Origin of the sequence: Thalassolituus alkanivorans, from assembly GCF_020447205.1 — a bacterium.
In the GTDB taxonomy this organism is placed as follows: Bacteria; Pseudomonadota; Gammaproteobacteria; order Pseudomonadales; family Oceanobacteraceae; genus Venatoribacter; species Venatoribacter alkanivorans.
Map to the genome: position 1 here is coordinate 174,646 of NZ_JAJAEL010000008.1, position 18,237 is coordinate 192,882.

General features: G+C 53.9%; 17 protein-coding genes. 10 read left to right on the forward strand and 7 right to left on the reverse strand.

Translation table 11 applies throughout. From position 1 onward, the window contains the following. The first annotated feature begins 49 nt into the window (after nucleotides 1–49). The 7 genes from LGT44_RS06345 to LGT44_RS06375 all read left to right on the forward strand — a co-directional run bounded on the left by LGT44_RS06345 (nucleotide 50) and on the right by LGT44_RS06375 (nucleotide 7,670). Nucleotides 50–1,285 carry a DEAD/DEAH box helicase gene (locus LGT44_RS06345; RefSeq protein WP_230331052.1) on the forward strand — a complete coding sequence of 412 codons (1,236 nt, stop codon included), beginning with the start codon at nucleotides 50–52 and terminating at the stop codon, nucleotides 1,283–1,285. Nucleotides 1,286–1,378: 93 nt separating this feature from the next. Beyond that, nucleotides 1,379–1,576 (forward strand): YnbE family lipoprotein, encoded by a 198-nt coding sequence (locus LGT44_RS06350; RefSeq protein WP_145467782.1) that lies wholly within the window; start codon nucleotides 1,379–1,381, stop codon nucleotides 1,574–1,576. A 28-nt stretch (nucleotides 1,577–1,604) separates the two neighbouring features. Continuing rightward, a complete protein-coding gene (locus tag LGT44_RS06355) occupies nucleotides 1,605–1,925 on the forward strand; it encodes a YdbL family protein (protein WP_145467785.1) in 321 nt (106 codons plus the stop codon). A 46-nt stretch (nucleotides 1,926–1,971) separates the two neighbouring features. After that, nucleotides 1,972–2,568 carry a LemA family protein gene (locus tag LGT44_RS06360; protein ID WP_145467787.1) on the forward strand — a complete coding sequence of 199 codons (597 nt, stop codon included), beginning with the start codon at nucleotides 1,972–1,974 and terminating at the stop codon, nucleotides 2,566–2,568. Between the two features lie 56 nt (nucleotides 2,569–2,624). Then, nucleotides 2,625–4,613: a M48 family metallopeptidase gene (locus LGT44_RS06365; protein ID WP_230333537.1), complete on the forward strand. Its 1,989-nt coding sequence runs from the start codon at nucleotides 2,625–2,627 to the stop codon at nucleotides 4,611–4,613. A 530-nt stretch (nucleotides 4,614–5,143) separates the two neighbouring features. After that, nucleotides 5,144–5,773 (forward strand): TetR/AcrR family transcriptional regulator, encoded by a 630-nt coding sequence (locus tag LGT44_RS06370; RefSeq protein ID WP_222428500.1) that lies wholly within the window; start codon nucleotides 5,144–5,146, stop codon nucleotides 5,771–5,773. A gap of 130 nt (nucleotides 5,774–5,903) precedes the next feature. Next, complete coding sequence (locus tag LGT44_RS06375; protein WP_230331507.1) at nucleotides 5,904–7,670, forward strand: SLC13 family permease; 1,767 nt, start codon at nucleotides 5,904–5,906, stop codon at nucleotides 7,668–7,670. Between the two features lie 75 nt (nucleotides 7,671–7,745). On the opposite strand, the gene LGT44_RS06380 is transcribed toward LGT44_RS06375, so the two are convergent. Further along, nucleotides 7,746–9,563 (reverse strand): hemopexin repeat-containing protein, encoded by a 1,818-nt coding sequence (locus LGT44_RS06380; RefSeq protein ID WP_230331506.1) that lies wholly within the window; start codon nucleotides 9,561–9,563, stop codon nucleotides 7,746–7,748. Nucleotides 9,564–9,773: 210 nt separating this feature from the next. Here LGT44_RS06380 and LGT44_RS06385 point away from each other — a divergent pair, with 210 nt between their 5' ends. Both LGT44_RS06385 and LGT44_RS06390 read left to right on the forward strand, forming a co-directional pair. Continuing rightward, nucleotides 9,774–10,487, forward strand: a complete 714-nt coding sequence (locus tag LGT44_RS06385) for a TetR/AcrR family transcriptional regulator (protein WP_230331505.1) — start codon at nucleotides 9,774–9,776, stop codon at nucleotides 10,485–10,487. Continuing rightward, entirely contained in the window at nucleotides 10,471–12,210 is a 1,740-nt protein-coding gene (locus LGT44_RS06390) for an acyl-CoA dehydrogenase family protein (protein WP_230331504.1), read from the forward strand. Before LGT44_RS06385 ends, LGT44_RS06390 begins: the two co-directional genes overlap by 17 nt. Nucleotides 12,211–12,244: 34 nt before the next feature. Here LGT44_RS06390 and LGT44_RS06395 read toward each other — a convergent pair whose 3' ends face one another. From LGT44_RS06395 to LGT44_RS06410, 4 genes are all read right to left on the reverse strand, one after another. Then, on the reverse strand, nucleotides 12,245–13,042 hold the full coding sequence (locus LGT44_RS06395; RefSeq protein WP_230331503.1) for a lipase secretion chaperone: 798 nt from the start codon (nucleotides 13,040–13,042) through the stop codon (nucleotides 12,245–12,247). A 220-nt stretch (nucleotides 13,043–13,262) separates the two neighbouring features. Continuing rightward, nucleotides 13,263–14,231: a lipase family alpha/beta hydrolase gene (locus LGT44_RS06400; protein ID WP_145467801.1), complete on the reverse strand. Its 969-nt coding sequence runs from the start codon at nucleotides 14,229–14,231 to the stop codon at nucleotides 13,263–13,265. A 217-nt stretch (nucleotides 14,232–14,448) separates the two neighbouring features. After that, the gene (locus LGT44_RS06405; RefSeq protein ID WP_230331502.1) at nucleotides 14,449–14,964 is read right to left on the reverse strand and encodes a hypothetical protein; all 516 of its coding nucleotides are present in this window, start codon (nucleotides 14,962–14,964) and stop codon (nucleotides 14,449–14,451) included. 78 nt (nucleotides 14,965–15,042) lie between these two features. Further along, the gene (locus LGT44_RS06410) at nucleotides 15,043–15,912 is read right to left on the reverse strand and encodes a S1/P1 nuclease (protein WP_230331501.1); all 870 of its coding nucleotides are present in this window, start codon (nucleotides 15,910–15,912) and stop codon (nucleotides 15,043–15,045) included. Nucleotides 15,913–16,068: 156 nt separating this feature from the next. Between LGT44_RS06410 and LGT44_RS06415 the strand changes: the two genes are divergently transcribed. Next, nucleotides 16,069–16,473, forward strand: a complete 405-nt coding sequence (locus tag LGT44_RS06415) for an MAPEG family protein (RefSeq protein WP_145467805.1) — start codon at nucleotides 16,069–16,071, stop codon at nucleotides 16,471–16,473. Between the two features lie 57 nt (nucleotides 16,474–16,530). Here the strand turns inward: LGT44_RS06415 and LGT44_RS06420 are convergent, their stop codons facing one another. Both LGT44_RS06420 and LGT44_RS06425 read right to left on the reverse strand, forming a co-directional pair. Continuing rightward, a complete protein-coding gene (locus LGT44_RS06420; RefSeq protein ID WP_230331500.1) occupies nucleotides 16,531–16,956 on the reverse strand; it encodes a DUF6998 domain-containing protein in 426 nt (141 codons plus the stop codon). Between the two features lie 101 nt (nucleotides 16,957–17,057). Then, entirely contained in the window at nucleotides 17,058–18,152 is a 1,095-nt protein-coding gene (locus LGT44_RS06425; RefSeq protein WP_230331499.1) for a hypothetical protein, read from the reverse strand. Nucleotides 18,153–18,237: the final 85 nt, after the last annotated feature.

The window sequence follows — 18,237 nt, forward strand, 5'->3', positions numbered from 1 at the left end:
GGGGCAGCTCATGCTACAATGTGCGCTTTTACGGCCTGAGAATTTCACCATGGCGTTCGCCGATCTGGGTATTACTGACCCGCTTCTTTCTACCCTTGCTGCTCTGGGTTATGCACAGCCAACGGCGGTACAGCAGGGCGCGATTCCGGCCGTGCTGGCCGGGCGCGATGTGCTGGCCGGAGCACAGACCGGTACCGGCAAAACCGCCGCCTTTCTGTTGCCGCAGATCCAGCGTTTACTGGCGCAGGAACCAGCCGCTGCCAGGCAGCCACGCCTGCTGGTGATCGCCCCGACCCGAGAGCTGGCGCAGCAGGTTGCCGACAGCAGCGTGCGTTACAGTCAGGGCACGCGCCTGCGCACCGGTGTGGCCTATGGTGGCGTCAGCCTGAAGGTGCAGATTGATGCGCTGGCTCAGGGGCTGGAGATTCTGGTGGCCACACCGGGGCGGCTGCTGGATCTGCTGCGTCAGGAAGCCCTGACGCTGGATGCGGTCAGTACGCTGGTACTGGATGAAGCCGACCGTATGCTCGATCTGGGGTTCAGTGATGAAATCTTTGCCATCCTGCGCGCTTTGCCGAAAGAACGGCAGACGCTGTTTTTCTCTGCCACCTTTCCCAAAACGGTAAAAGATCTGGCGTACAGTATGCTCAGCGATCCGCTGCTGGTGGAAGTTACACCAGAGAACAGCACCGTCGATGCCATTCAGCAGACGCTGTATCAGATGGATAAAGGCAAAAAAGCGGCGGCACTGGCGTTTCTGATCGGCTCCGGTAACTGGCAGCAGGTGCTGGTGTTTGTGCGTACCAAGCAAGGTGCCGATGCACTGGTGAAAGAGCTGGCGCTGGACGGCATCAAAGCCGATGCCCTGCATGGCGATAAGAGTCAGGGCGCGCGTCAGCGGGCGCTGGACGATTTCCGCGAAGGTAAAATCCGCGCCTTAATCGCCACCGACGTAGCGGCACGCGGTATCGATATCGTTGCTTTAAGCCATGTGGTGAACTTTGAACTGCCATTTAATGCCGAAGATTACGTACACCGTATCGGCCGTACCGGGCGCGCAGGCAATGATGGTCATGCCATCAGTCTGGTGGCGCGGGACGAAGAAAACCTGCTGGCCGATATCGAAGCGCTGATCAAACGGCCGCTGCCGATGATCTGGCTGACGGGTTTTGAACCCAGCTTTGACGAAGGTCTGGAGCGCCGCGGTAATCCGCGTAAGCAACGCGCCAAAGCCAAGGCAAAGGCCAAAGCGCAGGCGACTTACGGTATCCGCAAAAAGAAATAGCATGAACAATCACAGCCCGTCAGGCTTTGCATTGGCCTGACAGGCAGATAGAGTAACTGCGAAATTAACGAAGGATCGGAAGGACCGACGGCTATGAAACTAATCCTGCTGGCGAAAAACACGCTGCTGGCGCTGTTGCTGTTGGCGCCACTCAGCGCCTGCACGTTAAAAGTGGCGGCTCCGGAAAAACCCATCACCATTAATCTGAACGTGAAGATTGAACATGAAGTGCGGGTGAAGGTTGAGAAAGAACTGGAAAACCTGTTTGAAGAAGAAGACGGACTGTTCTGAGCCGAAACCGACGGAGAAGGAATTAGCTATGAAAAAAATCGCATTATTAACCGCCGCTTTACTGGTATCGCTCAGCAGCTGGGCACTGGACCTCGATGGCGCCAAACAGATGGGCCTGGTGGGCGAACAGACCAATGGTTACTTAGGGCTGGTGGCCAGTGGTAACAGCGAAGCCGCCGCTCTGGTGGTGGAAATCAACCAGCAGCGCAAAGCCAAATATCAGGAAATTGCTGCCAAGCAGAACACCCCGCTGGCCAATATCGAAAAGATTGCCGGTGATAAGCTGACGCAGAAAGCGGCAGCAGCGGGTCAGTATTACCAGAATGCCTCCGGCAGCTGGTACAAGTAACTGCGGGTCAGTTCAGAAAATAACGGAAAATCTACAAGGAATATTTATGTCGACTTCAACCATCGTGATTCTGGTCGTATTGGCGTTGTTGGTGGTCTATGCCATCAATATCTACAACACCCTGGTGACGCTGAAAAACCGCTACGAAAATGGCTTCGCCCAGATCGAAGTACAACTGAAGCGCCGCTATGACCTGATCCCGAATCTGGTCGAAACCGCCAAAGCCTATCTGAAGCACGAAAGTGAAACACTGGAAGCGGTTGTGACTGCCCGTAATGCGGCGGCAGCAGGCTTAAAAGCCGCAGCGGGTAACCCGGGTGCCGCCGATGCCATGAAACAGCTGGCCGGTGCCGAAGGGGCTCTGGCCGGAGCGCTGGGTCGTCTGAATGTGGTGATGGAAGCCTACCCGGATTTAAAAGCCAATCAGAACATGATGCAGGTGTCGGAAGAGCTGACCAGCACTGAAAACAAAGTGGCCTTTGCCCGTCAGGCATTTAACGATGCGGTAACCGCCTACAACACCTACCGCCAGTCATTCCCGCCGGTGGTTCTGGCAGCAAAATTCGGTCATCCGGCGAATGCCACACTGCTGGAATTTGAAGACAGCGCGCAGATTCAGAGCGCTCCTAAAGTCAGCTTCTGACATTGCCGGCGGCTGCCACTTTGCTGGCAGCCGCGGCTTTCCATCCGGAATACATCATGGATTTTTTCTCCCATCAGGATCAGGCGCGTAAGCGCAGCAAACAGCTGGTGCTGTTATTTGCCGGTGCTGTGATCTGCCTGATTGTGCTGCTGAATATGCTGGTGAGCGCACTGTTGTGGGTAACCGATACCCAGATTGTCGGCACCTACACCGATGTGACCGAACTGGCCTTTGACCCGTCAACCGGTCTGCCGCAGCAGCCCGGTCTGTTTGCCTATATGAATGTTGAGCAATGGCTGCTGATTTCTGCCGGCGTGATCGTGGTGATCGTCGCCGCCAGTCTGGTGAAATGGCTGATGCTGCGCGGTGGCGGACGTAAAGTCGCGGAGTCGCTGGGCGGACGCTTATTGCTGCCCAACAGCAAAGATTTCTACGAACGCCGTTTGCTCAATGTGGTGGAAGAAATGGCCATCGCCTCGGGTATGCCGGTGCCGCCGGTGTATGTGCTCGACGATGCCAGCATCAACGCCTTTGCCGCCGGTTATCAGCCTTCCGATGCCGTCATCGGGGTTACCCGCGGCTGTATGACACAGCTCAGCCGCGACCAGCTGCAGGGCGTACTGGCGCACGAGTTCAGTCATATTTTTAACGGCGATATGCGCCTGAACATCCGCCTGATGGCGGTGCTGTTCGGTATTCTGTTTATCGGCCTGATCGGCCGCTTTCTGCTCGAATCATCCTCACGCAGCATGCGCTACCGCAGCCGTGACAGTAAAGACAACAGCGGCGCGGCCTTGCTTGGTTTGGGACTCGGGCTGGTGGTGATCGGTTACAGCGGTGTCTTTTTCGGCAACCTGATCAAGGCCGCCGTCTCGCGTCAGCGTGAATTTCTGGCCGATGCCTCGGCGGTGCAGTTTACCCGTAATCCGGACAGCATCGGCGGCGCGCTGAAAGTGATCGGCTATGGCGCCGGTTCCGAAATCAGCAGCCCCGAGCGGGAAGAAACCGCACACCTGTTTTTTGGTCAGGCGCTGCCGTTCCGGGTGAGCTGGTTTGCCACCCACCCACCGTTGGAAGAGCGTATCCGCCGGGTCGATCCGCGCTGGGACGGCCGCTATCTGCCGCCGCAGACCCGCGATGCCGCAGAATACGAAGCCCCGGAAGTTGCCACCCAGACTGCCGGCGCCGGCCTCAGTCAGGAAGCACTGGCCAGAGGCATTGCCGCAGGAATAGCGGGCGTCAGCATGGCCCACAGTGGCGCTGGTGCACAGCAGTCTGCTGCGCCTGAACCAACAGCCGCGGTCGCCGACAGCGCACAGAATCTGCCACGTCTGCAGGATGCTGCGCGTGATGCCTACAGCGCCCGCGCGCTGGTATTTGCATTGCTGATGGCCGAGCCCTCACGCTTTGTGCACGAGCAACAGCTGGATATGATCCGCACTCAGCAAGGCATGGATTTTTACCAGCAGACGCTGCGTATTCTGCCGTTGCTGCGTGGACTGAATCCGGCCGAACGCTTACCGCTGGTGGAGTTGTCGATGCCGGCACTGAAGCAGTTGTCGGACACTCAGTATCAGAACTTCCGGCAGACGCTGGTGCAGCTGGCCAAAGCCGATGGCGAGATCGACATCTTCGAATGGTGCCTGTACCGGCTGGTGCTGCAGTACCTGAATCCGCAGTTTGAACCGGTGCAGCCGGTTGCCGCCAAACACGCAAAAGCCGAGGCACTGACTAACGAACTGGCCATTGTGCTGTCGACCCTTGCGCACTTTGGTCATGACACCGCCGAGGCTGCCAGTGAAGCCTTTAACGCCGCCGTCAGCGCCGCTGGTTTTAATGGTCTGGCGCTGCAGCCGCGCAGCAACAGCTTAAAACCACTGAATCAGGCACTGGCCAAACTGACTGAAGCCTACCCGCATATTAAAGGCCGGTTAGTGAAAGCCATGCAGGTGTGCATTAACAGCGATGGCCAGCAGCGTCCGATAGAACTGGATCTGGTACGTACCATAGCGGCCATTCTGGAAGTGCCGGTTGTGCTGAATTAGGGCCGGATTCGGCCCTCCCTTCTCGTTCCTGTCTCAGATTTCTCGTTCCTGTCTTTTTCTCGTTCCTATCTTTTTCTCGTTCCTATCTTTTTCTCGTTCCTGCGCTCCGCGTGGGAATGCAACTGTGCCAGCAAGGGCTACCACGCAGAGCGTGGGAGCCAGGTGAGAGCGTTCTCGTTCCTGCGCTCCGCGTGGGAATGTAACTGTGCCAGCAAGGGCTACCACGCAGAGCGTGGGAGCCAGGTGAGAGCGTTCTCGTTCCTGCGCTCCGCGTGGGAATGCAACTGTTAGCTCCCGGCTGCAACAGCCCGTTCCAGCCAAACACGCCGATTGTCGGCTCTGAGCCCCGTTTTCCCCGTTCAGGCGATCAACCCGCTTGTGGTACAATCGCACCTTCTTTGCCGGTTCCTTCCGGCTTCTAAACCCTCCTGCCGCAGACTGAGAGGGTGTCGATAAAACCATCCTGCATACCGAATTTTTATTTCACCGGGCGTTATTACGTCCGGTGTCTGTATTTGTTTCAGGAGCCGATGATGTTGCAACCGGGTTTAACCACCGCCCAGCGCCGTATCTACAACGCTGCACTGCAGTTGTTTGCCGAAAAGGGCGCAACTCAGGTTACGGTGCGCGAGCTGGCGGATATTGCCGGCGTTGCCCGTGGCACGGTTTACAACCACGTCGATTCTATTCAGGGGCTGTTTGAAGAAGTGGCGGTGACTCTGGCAACGGATATGAACCAGCGTATTGTCAGCAGCTTCCGCCAGCAGAATGATCCGGCGGCCAAGCTGGCGACTGCGATCCGTCTGTATGTGCGTCGCGCCCACGAAGAACCGGCCTGGGGTAACTTTATCAGCCGTTTTGGCTTCAGCAGTGCGGCCTTGCGCCGTCTGGGTGCCGGCGCGCCGGTGCAGGTATTGATGGATGGGATTCAGTGTGGCCAGTACCGCATACGGGCAGATCAGCTGTCGGCGGTGGTCACTATGATCGCCAGCTCGGTGCTGGGCGCGATTTATCTGGTACGCGAAGGTCTGCGCACCTGGCGTGATGCCGGCAGTGACTGTGCCGAACTGGTGCTGCGTGCGCTGGGGCTGAGTGAAGAGCAGGCACGCGCGCTGGCGACCGCTGAGTTGCTGCCGCTGCCCGAGCCACGGCTGGGCTAACGGCTGGATTAGTGCCCGCAAGGCAGTCTGTATTCTTATGCGATTTAGTTACCTTTAAATTACTTAATATTCCTTCGAGTTCTGGTTACTCCGGTTAATATGCATCACTTTCTGTTATCCGGAGCATGCCGTGGACTGGCAAGGCTGGTTTTCTCTTACACTGACCGCAGCGGTGCTGCTGACGCTTATTTTTACTTCGGTACGGCCGCATCTGGCGATGATGGCAGCATTAACCCTGCTCAGCGTCAGCGGTGTGTTAAGCAGTGGCGAGGCGCTGGCGGGTTTCAGTAACAGCGGTCTGATTACCGTGGCGGCCATGTTTGTGGTGGCGGCGGGTATTCATGCCTCCGGTGGTATCGACATTCTGGTCAACCGCTTACTCGGTCGGCCGCTGACCCTGCGTTCGGCGCTGCTGCGCATCTTTGCGCCGGTGATGCTGCTCAGCGGCTTCCTTAATAACACGCCGGTGGTGGCGACCATGATTCCGGCGATTAACAGCTGGTCGCAGAAGATTGGTATCAGTGTGTCCAAGCTGATGATTCCGCTCAGCTACAGCGCCATTCTCGGCGGCACCCTGACACTGATCGGCACCAGCACCAATCTGATTGTGAATGGTCAGTACCAGTCGCTGACCGGTGGCGAAGGCTTCTCGCTGTTTTCCATTACCGCCATTGGTCTGCCGGTCGCTATTATCGGCGGTCTGTTTATGTGGCTGTTTTTTCCGCGCATGCTGCCACAGCGCCGCAGTGGCGAAGGCTTCGAAAACCTGCGCGAATTTACCCTCGAAGTGTCGGTCGCCAGTGACGGGCCACTGGTTGGCAAAACCGTGCTGGAAGCCGGTCTGCGTGATCTCGAGCGGGTTTATCTGGTGGAGATTGAACGCGGCGCCACGGTGCTGACCGCAGTATCCTCCGAAGAGCGGCTGCAGGGCGGCGACCGTCTGGTATTCGCCGGTGATACCCAGGCCATTTCTGAATTGCTGCGCATTAACGGCATTGTGCCTTCGGCCATGGCCGGTGAGCTGGCGCTGAGTCAGGCGCGGCCGGAGCGCTGTCTGGTTGAGGCGGTGGTGTCACCGCATTGTGCCGCCATTGGTCAGGCGATCCGCGATGCCCGTTTCCGTGACCGTTATGGTGCGGTGGTGCTGGCAGTAGCACGCAACGGCGAGCGGATTCCGGGTAATCTGCGCGCCATTAAACTGCAGGCCGGTGATACCTTATTGCTGGAAGCGCGTCCGGCCTTTGTCAGCCGTCAGCGTTTTAATAAAGACTTCCTGTTAATTAACGATCTGGGCAAAGAAACCCCGCGTCATAATCGCGCCTGGTTGTCCTGGGGCATTCTTACGGTGGTGGTTCTGGCGGCGGGACTGGGCTGGATTTCGATGTTAAACGCCGCCTTGATCGGCGCCGGTTTAATGCTGGCGACCGGCTGTTTAACGCTGGAGCAGGCCGAGCGCAGTATCGATTTAACCGTGGTGATTACCATTGCCGCGTCTTTTGCCTTAGGCTCCGCGCTGCAGAAAACCGGCGTGGCCGCCTACCTGGCGGAAAATATTGTGCAGCTCAGTGATTACCGCCCGTGGCTGATGCTGATCCTTACCTATGTGGTGGTTTCCATTCTGACTGAGGTGATTACCAATAATGCCGCAGCGGTATTAATGCTGCCGATCGTGCTGGAAATGACCGACAAAGCCGGTGTCGCCCATGAACCTTTTATTCTGGTGATTATGATGGCGGCTTCGGCCAGCTTCGCCACCCCGCTGGGCTATCAGACCAACCTGATGGTGTACGGCCCGGGCGGTTATAAATTCCGCGATTTCCTGCGCGTGGGTATTCCGATGAATATTCTGGTGGGCGCGGCAACGCTGACCATTCTGTTGCTGTTCTGGGATATTTAAATCGCGCTAATTCAGCATAAAAAACGGGCAGATATTCTGCCCGTTTTTTATTGCCGTTAAATATGTATCTGGGTATTACGGATTCATCAGCCCCGGCCAGGTGCCGCCATTAACCTTGGCCGGATAGCCACTGTCGGCACTGTCGCTGCTGATCGAGTAACGGATATAACGCTGGTTGCTGAGGAAAATATAAGCGCGGCTGTCGCTCCATTTTACTGCGGCGGTAATATCCTGCGCATAAGCACCCAGGCCGGGCCAGGTATTATCATTTATCGCTTGCGGGTAACCGCTATCAACCCGGTCATCGCCTAAGTCGTAACGCAGATAGGTACCGTTTTTCAGGAAAAAATACACCTTATCGCCCGTCCAGCGCAGCGCTGCGGTAATTTGCGTAGCGTACGCGCCTAAGCCCGGCCAGCTGTTGTCATCGATATTTTTCGGATAACCGGCATCGGCCTGATCGCTGCTGTTGTTGTAACGGATGTAACGGCCATCACTTAAAAAATAATAACTGCGGCTGCTGTCTTTGCTGAAGGCAGCGGTAATTAAACCTGCATAATCACCCAGACCCGGCCAGCTGCTGTTATTGGTATTCGCCGGATAGCCACTGTCCGACTGATCGGCGGTTTTGTTATAGCGCACATAGCGGCTGTCATCGCGGAAAAAATAGGCGCGGCTCAGGCTCCAGTCGACGGCAGCGTCGATATCCACTTTATTCAGACGCAGTGACACCGGGGTGTTGTTCTGCACCAGGGTGTAGTCAACAATACCGCGCACATCGGCGTTATCGGCAAAGCCACGCTGCAGGGCATCAACCTGGGTCAGCGCTGTGCCGTTACGGAATATTTCCACTTCAGCGCTGCTGTCGGCATACCAGCTGAAATCGTTACTGCCACCGCCGGGTAATAGTTTACGCACACCTTCGGCAGCGACTAATGGCAGGCCATCCAGTTGCCAGCTGATTTGTGGCTCCACACCTAAATAGCGCAGTACCGTCGGGGCAATGCTGGTTTGTGCCGGATTACCATAAATAGCGGAAAACTCGCCGTTGCTGATATCGCTGGTGTACTGGCTGAATTCGCTGTTCAGTGTTTTATTGCTGGCAATAAAAATGGTTTTTTCCTGACGGGTCTGGCTGCCGTGGTTACAGCCCAGTACCGGTTCACGGCCATGGTCGGTGGTAACCAGCACCAGCCAGTCGCTGCTGCTTTGCTCAACCGCATCCAGCAACTGACCGAGCTGCGCATCGACACCGCGCAATGCGGTATTGTAGGCCGGGCCAAAGCAACTGCTGTGGCCGGCGTGATCCGGCTCGTCCAGATGCAGAAAAACCAGATCGAAATCCTGCGTAATTAATTCCACGCCTTTACTGGTAACGGCACTGTCGCTCAGGCCATTCAGGGTGATGTCGTTGCCGCTGACTTCATTGCGGAAATAGGTGGTATTGGGCGTGCCCCAGTTCATGACGCTGGCGATCTTCGCTTGCGGGCGGGCATCGCGCAGGCGTTTAAACAGTGAAGGAAACTCTGGATTAGCAAGGTCGGAATCGTTGGCGGTGATCTGATGTTTGTTCGCCCATACGCCGGTCAGAATGGTCGACCAGCCCGGTCCGCTGGAGGTTTTCTGCTGGCTGGCTTCGCCATCAACACCACCGGTATAGGCTTTGCGCACCTGCAGGCGGTCGAAGTTGGGCGTGCTGATCTGCTGCAGCTCTTCCAGCTGCACGCCGTCGATACCCAGCAGCAGTACCCGTGGCGCGTTGCCGCTTGCCGGTGGCAGTTGCGGATCAGTGACGAGTGGCGGTTTGCTGGCTGCCAGCGCGGCGCTGCCGGTACTGATGCAGAGCACGGCGGTAAGCAGCCGGCTGAGTCGTTGAATGTCCCGGTTAAACATAGTGGTCTCCTTCATTGTTGTTGGTTGTTGGACTAGACCAATATTGGTGTGTGGCATGACATCGGCGTGAACAAGCGATGAAGCTTCTGTGGCAGCCCGGTACAGCCAATACAGGCTCAGCGGCTGTACAAAAAACACCCTTGATCAAACAAGTGAATAATGATTCACTTGTTTGATTCAAACTCACAAGGCGAACCCGGAACCGGCGTTATGGCTTACCGCGAAACCGAACATACCCGTGCCCGTAAGGCGAACACCCGCCAGCGTCTGCTGCATGCTGCGCGCGATTTAGTCGCTGGGCAGGGCTTTGCTGCAGCGACGGCGGCCGCGGTAGCGGAGCGCTCCGGCGTCGCGGCGGGTACGATTTACCGGCATTTCCCGAATAAGCCGGAACTGGTGGCGGAAGTCTTCCGCTACGCCACCGAACACGAAGTGGCGCAGGTGGCTGCGGCCAGCGAGAGCCGTAATGTCGGGGATGCTTATGCCCTGCGTCTGGCGCGGGCAGTGGCGGTATTTGCCCGGCGTGCGCTGCAGGGGCCGCAGCTGGCCTATGCCTTAATTGCCGAGCCGGTTGATCCGCGCGTGGAGCAGGAGCGTCTGCGCTACCGCATGGCCTACGCCGATATTTTTGAAGACCTGATCCGCGACGGCATCGCCAGTGGTGAATTTGCTGCGCAGGACGCCGCCATCAGTGCTGCCGCTCTGGTCGGTCTGTTAAGCGAAGCGTTAATCGGGCCGTTATTTCCCGGCCAGGCAAAAACAAACAGCGTGAACGAATTGCCCCAGATGGCGGCACGCGCCGCGATGACCAACGATGAACAACAACAATTAATTCAGCAGCTGTGTGCGCTCAGTCTGCGTGCATTGGGCAGTGCTGAAGCAAACTCCATAGCCGAGGATGTCAGTTATGAACACCAGCGTTAATCCACAAATTACCGACGCCGTAACCCCTTCTGCGGGCAGTGCTGGTGCCAACAGCAGCACAGATTATCAGCAGCATAAATCCCAGGCAGAAACCCATCCGGTTTTTAACCAGCCAACAGCGCTGGAAAACTTTAATGCCTACGACAGTGATCTGGCGTTACAGCATTGGGTAAAAGCGTACGGCGGCGACTGGGCTACCGATCGTCTCAGTGCTTATGGTGCACGTTGTGGTGGTGATTTAATTGAGGCGGGTTTTCAGGCCAACGAAAATAAACCGAAATTTTATCCCCATGACCGCTTTGGTAACCGTGTGGATCTGGCTAAATTCCATCCGGCGTATCACGAATTAATGCGCAGTGCGATCGAAGCCGAAATGCACTCGCTGCCGTGGACAACACCAAAGCCCGGTGCTCATGTGGCCCGTGCCGCAATGGAATATCTGCATATGAATGCCGATGCCGGTTCCGGTTGTCCGCTGACCATGACCTTTGCCGCTGTACCTGCATTGCAGCATTCTCCCGGCGTTGCCAAAGAATGGGTGCCGAAAATTACCGCGCGTCATTATGACGAGCGCAATATCCCGTTTTTTGAAAAACAGGGCCTGACCATCGGCATGGCGATGACTGAAAAACAGGGTGGCTCCGATGTACGCGCCAATACCACCCGTGCCTACGCGGTTGGCAGCAGTACGGGTAACGGTGCGGAGTATGAAATTGTCGGTCATAAATGGTTTTGCTCGGCGCCCATGTGTGATGCCTTTTTAGTGCTGGCACAAACCGACAGTGGTTTATCCTGCTTTTTATTACCGCGCTGGCGCCCGGATGGCAGCAAAAATCAGATGTATGTACAGCGCTTAAAAGACAAGCTGGGCAATATTTCCAACGCCTCTTCTGAAGTGGAATTCCGTGGTGCCTTTGCCTGGATGATTGGTGACGAAGGCCGTGGCGTACGCACCATTATCGAAATGGTTTCTATGACCCGTTTCGATTGCATGGTGGGATCATCGGCATTAATGCGCGGTGCGGTTGCCCAGGCGATTCACCACACCTCCGGCCGTTCGGCTTTTGGTAAAAACCTGCACGAGCAGCCCTTAATGCAGAATGTGCTGGCGGATATGGCGATTGAAAGCGAAGCAGCGCTGGCGATCAGTATGCGGGTTGGTCATGCGCTGGATAATCTGGCTGATGAGCAGCAGAATTTATTCGCCCGTTTAGCCACCGCTGTGGGCAAATACTGGATCTGCAAACGCGCACCGCACCTGGCTTACGAGAGTATGGAAAGTGTGGGAGGCGTGGCGTATGTGGAAGACAATATTCTGCCACGTATTTACCGCGAAGCACCGGTTAATGCCATCTGGGAAGGTTCGGGTAATGTGCAGTGTCTGGATGTATTGCGCGCCATGGGCAAAGAGCCAAAAGTGGTGGATGCCTTTATGGCTGAGCTGCAGAAAGGTGCGGGTAACTACCGTGAGTTTGATCAGTTCCTGGTGAATTTAAAAGATGAGTTTACCGATCTGAGCACTCTGGAATACCGCTCACGCACGGTGGTCGATAAGCTCGCGGTTGGTTTGCAGGCCAGTGTGTTAATTCAGCAGGGCGACAGCAATATTGCCGATGCCTTTATCCGCTCGCGTATTGTGCGTAATGGTGCCTTTAACTACGGCACGCTGGATGCCGGCATCGACTGTTATTCCATTATGAAGCGCGCACAGCCAAAACTGTAAACGCATAAAAAAAGCGGGTCGTTTTAACAGCTCGCTATAACAGCCCGCTGAGTGCTTTAACGCGTAAGTGTTGTTCCGTAGGAAAGGCCTGCTGCAGTTGCAGGTCTATTTGTTTCTGCTCTTCATCGGCGCTTAATTGCTGTTGCTTTATTGCCTGCACCTGCTGCTGAAATGCGGTTAACTGTTGCTGCCACTGATTGCGCTGCTGATCCAGTGCGGCCAGTTGTACCGCCTGCTGTTCTCCGGCAATGGCAGCGCGTTGTGCAAAGCGCTGGGCCGGGTCATCACTGCTTTGCTCAATGGCCAGCAATTGCTGTGTTTTTGCATTTTCCTGCTGATACTGACGCGTCGCCCACGATTGCTGATAGCTGGCGTTTAATAATGTCTGCTGGTTACTGTTATCGGCGGAAGTATTCTGTTGTTCTTTTGTTTGTTCCTTTAGTTCATTTATTTCCTTGTGCTGCAACTGTTGCAGCGCCAGCGCATCCTGCTCACGGTCAAAGGCAAATAATGCTGCCGCAACGGCATGGCCGAATATCTGATCCTGCAGGGCAACACGGCTGTCAAAATAGTACTGCAGGCGCTGGTAGGTTGATGCATCTTCTGCCGCTGGAGGCAGTAATGCCAGCTGCTCCCGGTAACTGAGATATTGCTGCCAGATATGCTCCGCCTGTGCCAGCGGCTGGCCGCTTAATTGTCTGGCAAGGGCTGCACGTACCTGAGTATCAATCCAGAGGTCATCGCGTTCGCCCAGTGTGCTGAGATAATAATCGAATAAATCACGCAGGCTGCTGTGCACCACCAGTTGCTGCTGTTGTGCACTGAGGGTCACACCGTGTTCCGTGCCCGACAGTGATGCCGGGAGTGCAGCCTTGTCAGGCTGCTGCTCTGCTCTGTCTTTCGCCGGATCTTCTGTTCCGGAGGCGGAAGGCGCTGGTGTTGTAGCAGGGGATGTTGCTGGGGTTGTGCTGCTTTCTGTCAGGCTGTCAGGTGCGAGCAGAAAGCAAGCCAGTGCAAACAGCAGCACTGGCACGAGTATGGTAAGTGGAATATTAAAGACCGGCATTTTTTAATCGATTAGCATGGCTGCGGTAAATACTGAGTGGATCCGTTGCGGTTAAACCGCGCAAGCCCAGTACCTGATTAATCAGGTCGGCATGGTTCAGCGGATAATTGTCACGCAGCACTTTACCAAAGTGGTTGCTGCAACGGCCAGTAATACCATCATTACCTGCGCTGCCGAACAGTAAGCCAGTGGTGGCAAACAGATAATCCAGCGGGTCGAGGATATTGGTCAGGTTGGCATCGCCACCCCAGGAATACAGGCGGATGTTATTACCATCAATATTGACCTGCTGAGGACCTTCACCACAGGTTGTCTGTGGCAGACCGGCCGGAAAATTCTGATTAAACGCCGCAGCACCTGCGCTGGTAAATTCAGTGGTTAATGAGCGCACATCGCCGGCAGGAACATCATCACCGGAGAGTAAATCGATCAGACTGCCAGCGGCGTTGCCAACCACTTCAAACAGGTTGCCCAGCAGCGTATCGTCGGCAAAAACACCGTTCAGCAGATCGGCAATTGGCGCTCCCTGATGGGGTGAGCCAACGGTGGTAACCGAGGCCACCAGATCCGGACGTACCGACATTACATAACGCGCAGTCAGACCACCCTGGCTGTGAGCAATCAGATTGAATTTTTCAATTCCCGGATGCAGCACCTTCAGGGTTTCCATTTCATGAATCAGCTGCTCGCCACGGTCGATGGAATTATTAAAGGCATTAATATGGGCGACATACACTTTGGCGCCGCCTTCCTGTAATTTCGTACCAATTTTGTACCAGTAATCAATACCGGCAATATTGTCAAAAGCCAGAATACCCTGCACCAGCATAATCGGGTGACGGGTCTGGGTGTAACCACTGCTGTCAGCAGAAGATGACATTGCAGAAACCAGTTGTGTGTTCAGCAGCAGAGCCAGACACAGCAGTAATGAACGGACAGAAAGTACGCGCAGCATGGGAGATCCTTTTTATTATTTTGTGCGCAGTATATCGGCGGGGCTTTGGCTGGGCGTACCACAATCAGGGCCATTTCGGCCTGAAAGGAGTATTACAGAAAAAATACGAGGAAAGCAGGAGACAGGAAACGAAAACAGAAATACGGCGGCAGAGACAGGTAAATACAGAGGCGATTAAGAAAGGTGCCCGGAGCCTGGCTCCGGGCCGGGGGCAGAATTACTCTGCAGTTGCCGCGGTTTCTTCTGTTTGCATGCTGTCTGGCTGAGTGTCTTCGGCCTGAACTTCATCGGCCGTTAACTCACCGGCGCCAGATTCACTTGTGCTTACTGCCGCAGGGGTTTCAGTAGCAGTGGTTTCAGCAGCAGGAGCTTCAGCAGCAGGAGCTTCAGCAGCTGCCTGCTCCGGCATATCGTTGCTGCCTGCGTCTTCAGCAGCCGCTACCGTTGTTTCACATTCCCAACCCCAGCCGCGCTGCTTTTCCACAAACTCAGCAGCTTTCTGCTCGCAGTAGCCACCTTCGGTCTGCGCGCTCCACAGCACCTGAGAACCGCTGTCTTTGGTGTAGTGCACTTCGCATGGAATCTGGCCTTCGCCGGTGTATTTAACTTCAATAATCCGGGTCTGATTGCCGTGGCTGCATACGGTGCGATCACCACTGCTGGCCTGAGCGGCAGGAGCCAGAGCTGCAGCGATTACCGGCAGCAGAGCAGAGATATAAATTACAGGTTTCATCGTAATATCCTTATTTATACTGAATGGATTTCCGGAGCCGTTGTCCGTGGTTCACTAAAAACCCTTCGCATAAATCTGTCAATTAGCGATTGGCGGTTTTGTGGAGGATGCACTGTCTTCGACCCTTGCCGTAACAGTATCCAGAAAATCTGCCAGACGTACCGCCGCCTGTTGCAGGCGTTGCTGTAATTGCGGACGGAACAGGCGGATATAGGCGTCATCGATTGCCACTGGTTTCTGCGCTGCCTGCTGATAGTGGCGATAAATTTCGCGTGTGATTGTGAACGATTCATTGGCAAAGCTGAGTGGCTGGCCAACTGACCAGTCGCGGCGCTGCTGTGCGGAAATTTGCCCTAATGCCAGCGTGCTTTGTTTTTTATAAGAGAATTTTCCGAGCAGATCACCATCCCACAACTGATGCAGATTGGTTTTATCGCCTTTAAAACGCACAGCGGCTTTATTGCCACCACGGTCATCGGTAAAGCTGACATGCATTGGCTGATGCACATCCGCCATAAAATGGGCAAGAAAAAACAGCGCCTGCCAGTCATCGTTATTATTAATCAGGCGTTGCTGCATATCGTTAATGGCCTGCACCACACAGCCTTTATCACCACAATCATCTGCGCGGACTGACGTCGCTGTACGCGGCACATTAATATAATGCCAGGGTTTGGTATGGCGGAATTTGCGTTCGTCGCGCACTTCATCGGCCCAGGAGCAGGCATGAGCGAAGCTCTTCTCACCTCCGGCTTTTACCTGTTGGTCAATCCAGTGGCGGGTTTCCGGCGTGACCAGCTGATAAGCCATTTCGCACACCTGCGCATGGCCGGAAAACTCAAAGGCTTTTACCGGTAAGCTGAACAACATCAGACAGGCAATCAGCATGGCCGCCAGTGCGGATACAGGACGCTGCTGAAGAGAATAACGCACAGATTTAACCAACACAGAAAACTCCTGCCAGCGCTTGCAGAGACTGATCGCCGGGAATGATTGCCGTAACTGATTGCAGCAGGTTAGCATGAGCCGCAGCTTTGCCCAATGCAGCAAGGCTTAAGAGTTCTGACAACAATAAATAATGGCTACAAAAACCGGGGTATACCGATGTTATTGATCAGTGGATTTTATATTGCTCTGACCGCTTTACTGCTACTGGCACTGGCTTATATGGTCGTGCGCCTTCGCCTGAAACATAAAATCGGCCTGCTCGACGGCGGCGAAAAAACCATCGCCGTCGCCATGCGCGCCCAGGCTAACGCGCTGGAAACTGCGTTACCGGTTTTACTGCTGCTGATGGTAGCCGAACTGAACGGCGCCTACGCCGCCTTCCTGCATGTGTGCGGCATCGGCTTTCTGCTGTCGCGGGTATTGCACGCCTGGGGATTTGTGCAGGCCTCTGGCGGAATGCACTTCGGCCGTTACTACGGCACCCTGCTGACCTGGATTGTATTGCTGGCGCTGATTGTGCGGGTGCTGTGGTTATCGGTAGGTGGGATGTTGGGGGGGTAAGGCCATGCTCTGGGGCAAACCGGAGCGCAGCGTAGGTTTGCCCCTAGCAGCACCTTGTTATGCCAATTTTCTTGCTTTGGAAATATCCAGCTCATATTTACCTACACTCTCGTAGAATCTTGCGGCTTCTGCTGCCTTCGATATTTCCCCGTAATAGACAATATTCAATGTACCTTCTGCAAATTGTAGAATCATTACATCGTCTACTTTATCGAGCGTTGATGCCGAAATAGGAACAAAGCCTGTTTTCTGGGCAGTAGTTTTAACGCTAATTGTACGGCCAGACGAGGAGATGACATCAAAACCGTGTTGGTTGGCTGTGTGCGCTAATGTACCGTCAGTTTCTAACGCACAGAAAAACTCTCCAAGCCTTCCAATCAGATGCCGAACTTCTGTTGGCTTAACACCAAATTCTCGAATTTCAAGATGTATAAGATCTAAATACTTATCGTAAAGTATTTTAATTTGGTCTCGGGTAATCACGATTCACTCTCAAAGGGTATAACGCCCGCAACACCGGACAATTTGTAGCGAAGCGGAGAATTGTTCCGAGTGCTTGCGATTGTTATGTTTTTTATCACGTGTTAAACCATTAGGGGAATACGGTCAGGTTGAACAAAAGAGCTGGCAACACTGGAATATTTCTCAGTAAAGCTTAAAGAAGAAAGATCAATTTCTGAATATTTATCGAAATGTTCTTTAACAATATCGTTGAATTCTTTACACGTCCAAAAATTTGATCCACATCGAAGAACCATATTGAACCCGTTTTCTATTGTTTTCTCCCCGAACTGATCAATATTTCCGGGGATAAACAGGTGGAAACTATGCCTATCCAAAGCATGTAAAACTAAATTCACATCTTCACCTATGCCATAGACATTAGACTGAAGCAATAATGAAGACCCCAGACTATCCGGATTAGATTTGTACTCTATATTGACCTTATTCTGTGTATATCTTTGGACTAGGAATTTTAATGTATCTTCAGCAGGTAGATTAAGAGCCGCAACTTGTCCTTCACAACCAATATAGTCGCGCAAATAAGAGATAAGGAGGTCTTTAACTTGCTCCCCTTTGCCCAAAGCATTATATACCCCAAAGAAAGAATGTAGGTACGGCGCCTGCTCTTCAGACATCACGACAAGATGACCACTATAGTTCTTACGAACCAAATCAAGGAATGCAGAAACTTTTTCGGCTTCCCCTTCGTCAATCAATAGTAATTGCGAAAAATACCCTAGAAGCTTTGATAATCTGAGGGGCAAATAGTAATAATTTGATAGCACATCAAATCCAGCGCCTTCTTTGTTTATCAGGTAATATTTATCTTCTTGAAGATTTGCCAATGCATCATCTAGCAATCTGATGCCATATAATTTGAATAAAGCCATGAATTCTGAAAAGGCAACTCGAGCCTTCTCGTTTGACAAGTGAGGAATTAGGACAGTAGAAATAGCATTGATCAATTCAAGCTGTTTAAAATCACATTCAGGACTATATTTCTCTATGAATCTATATCCGACGCCTTTTAGCAAGGTTACTAGATCATCAGTGCTATCAACGGCTTCTCCTGCAGACCTAATCACCTCTAAAAATTCACGGACGCCTTCAGTATTTCCTAGGTCGTCATATAAAGCCCAAAGATCATCTTTATAATTCAGTAGGAGGGTGTTCAAAATTCTGTGTCAGCGAATTACAGATCAATATGAGCGTCTAACCGCCCGGCAAAATGAATCGACAGCTGAGACAGTGTCAGATTCC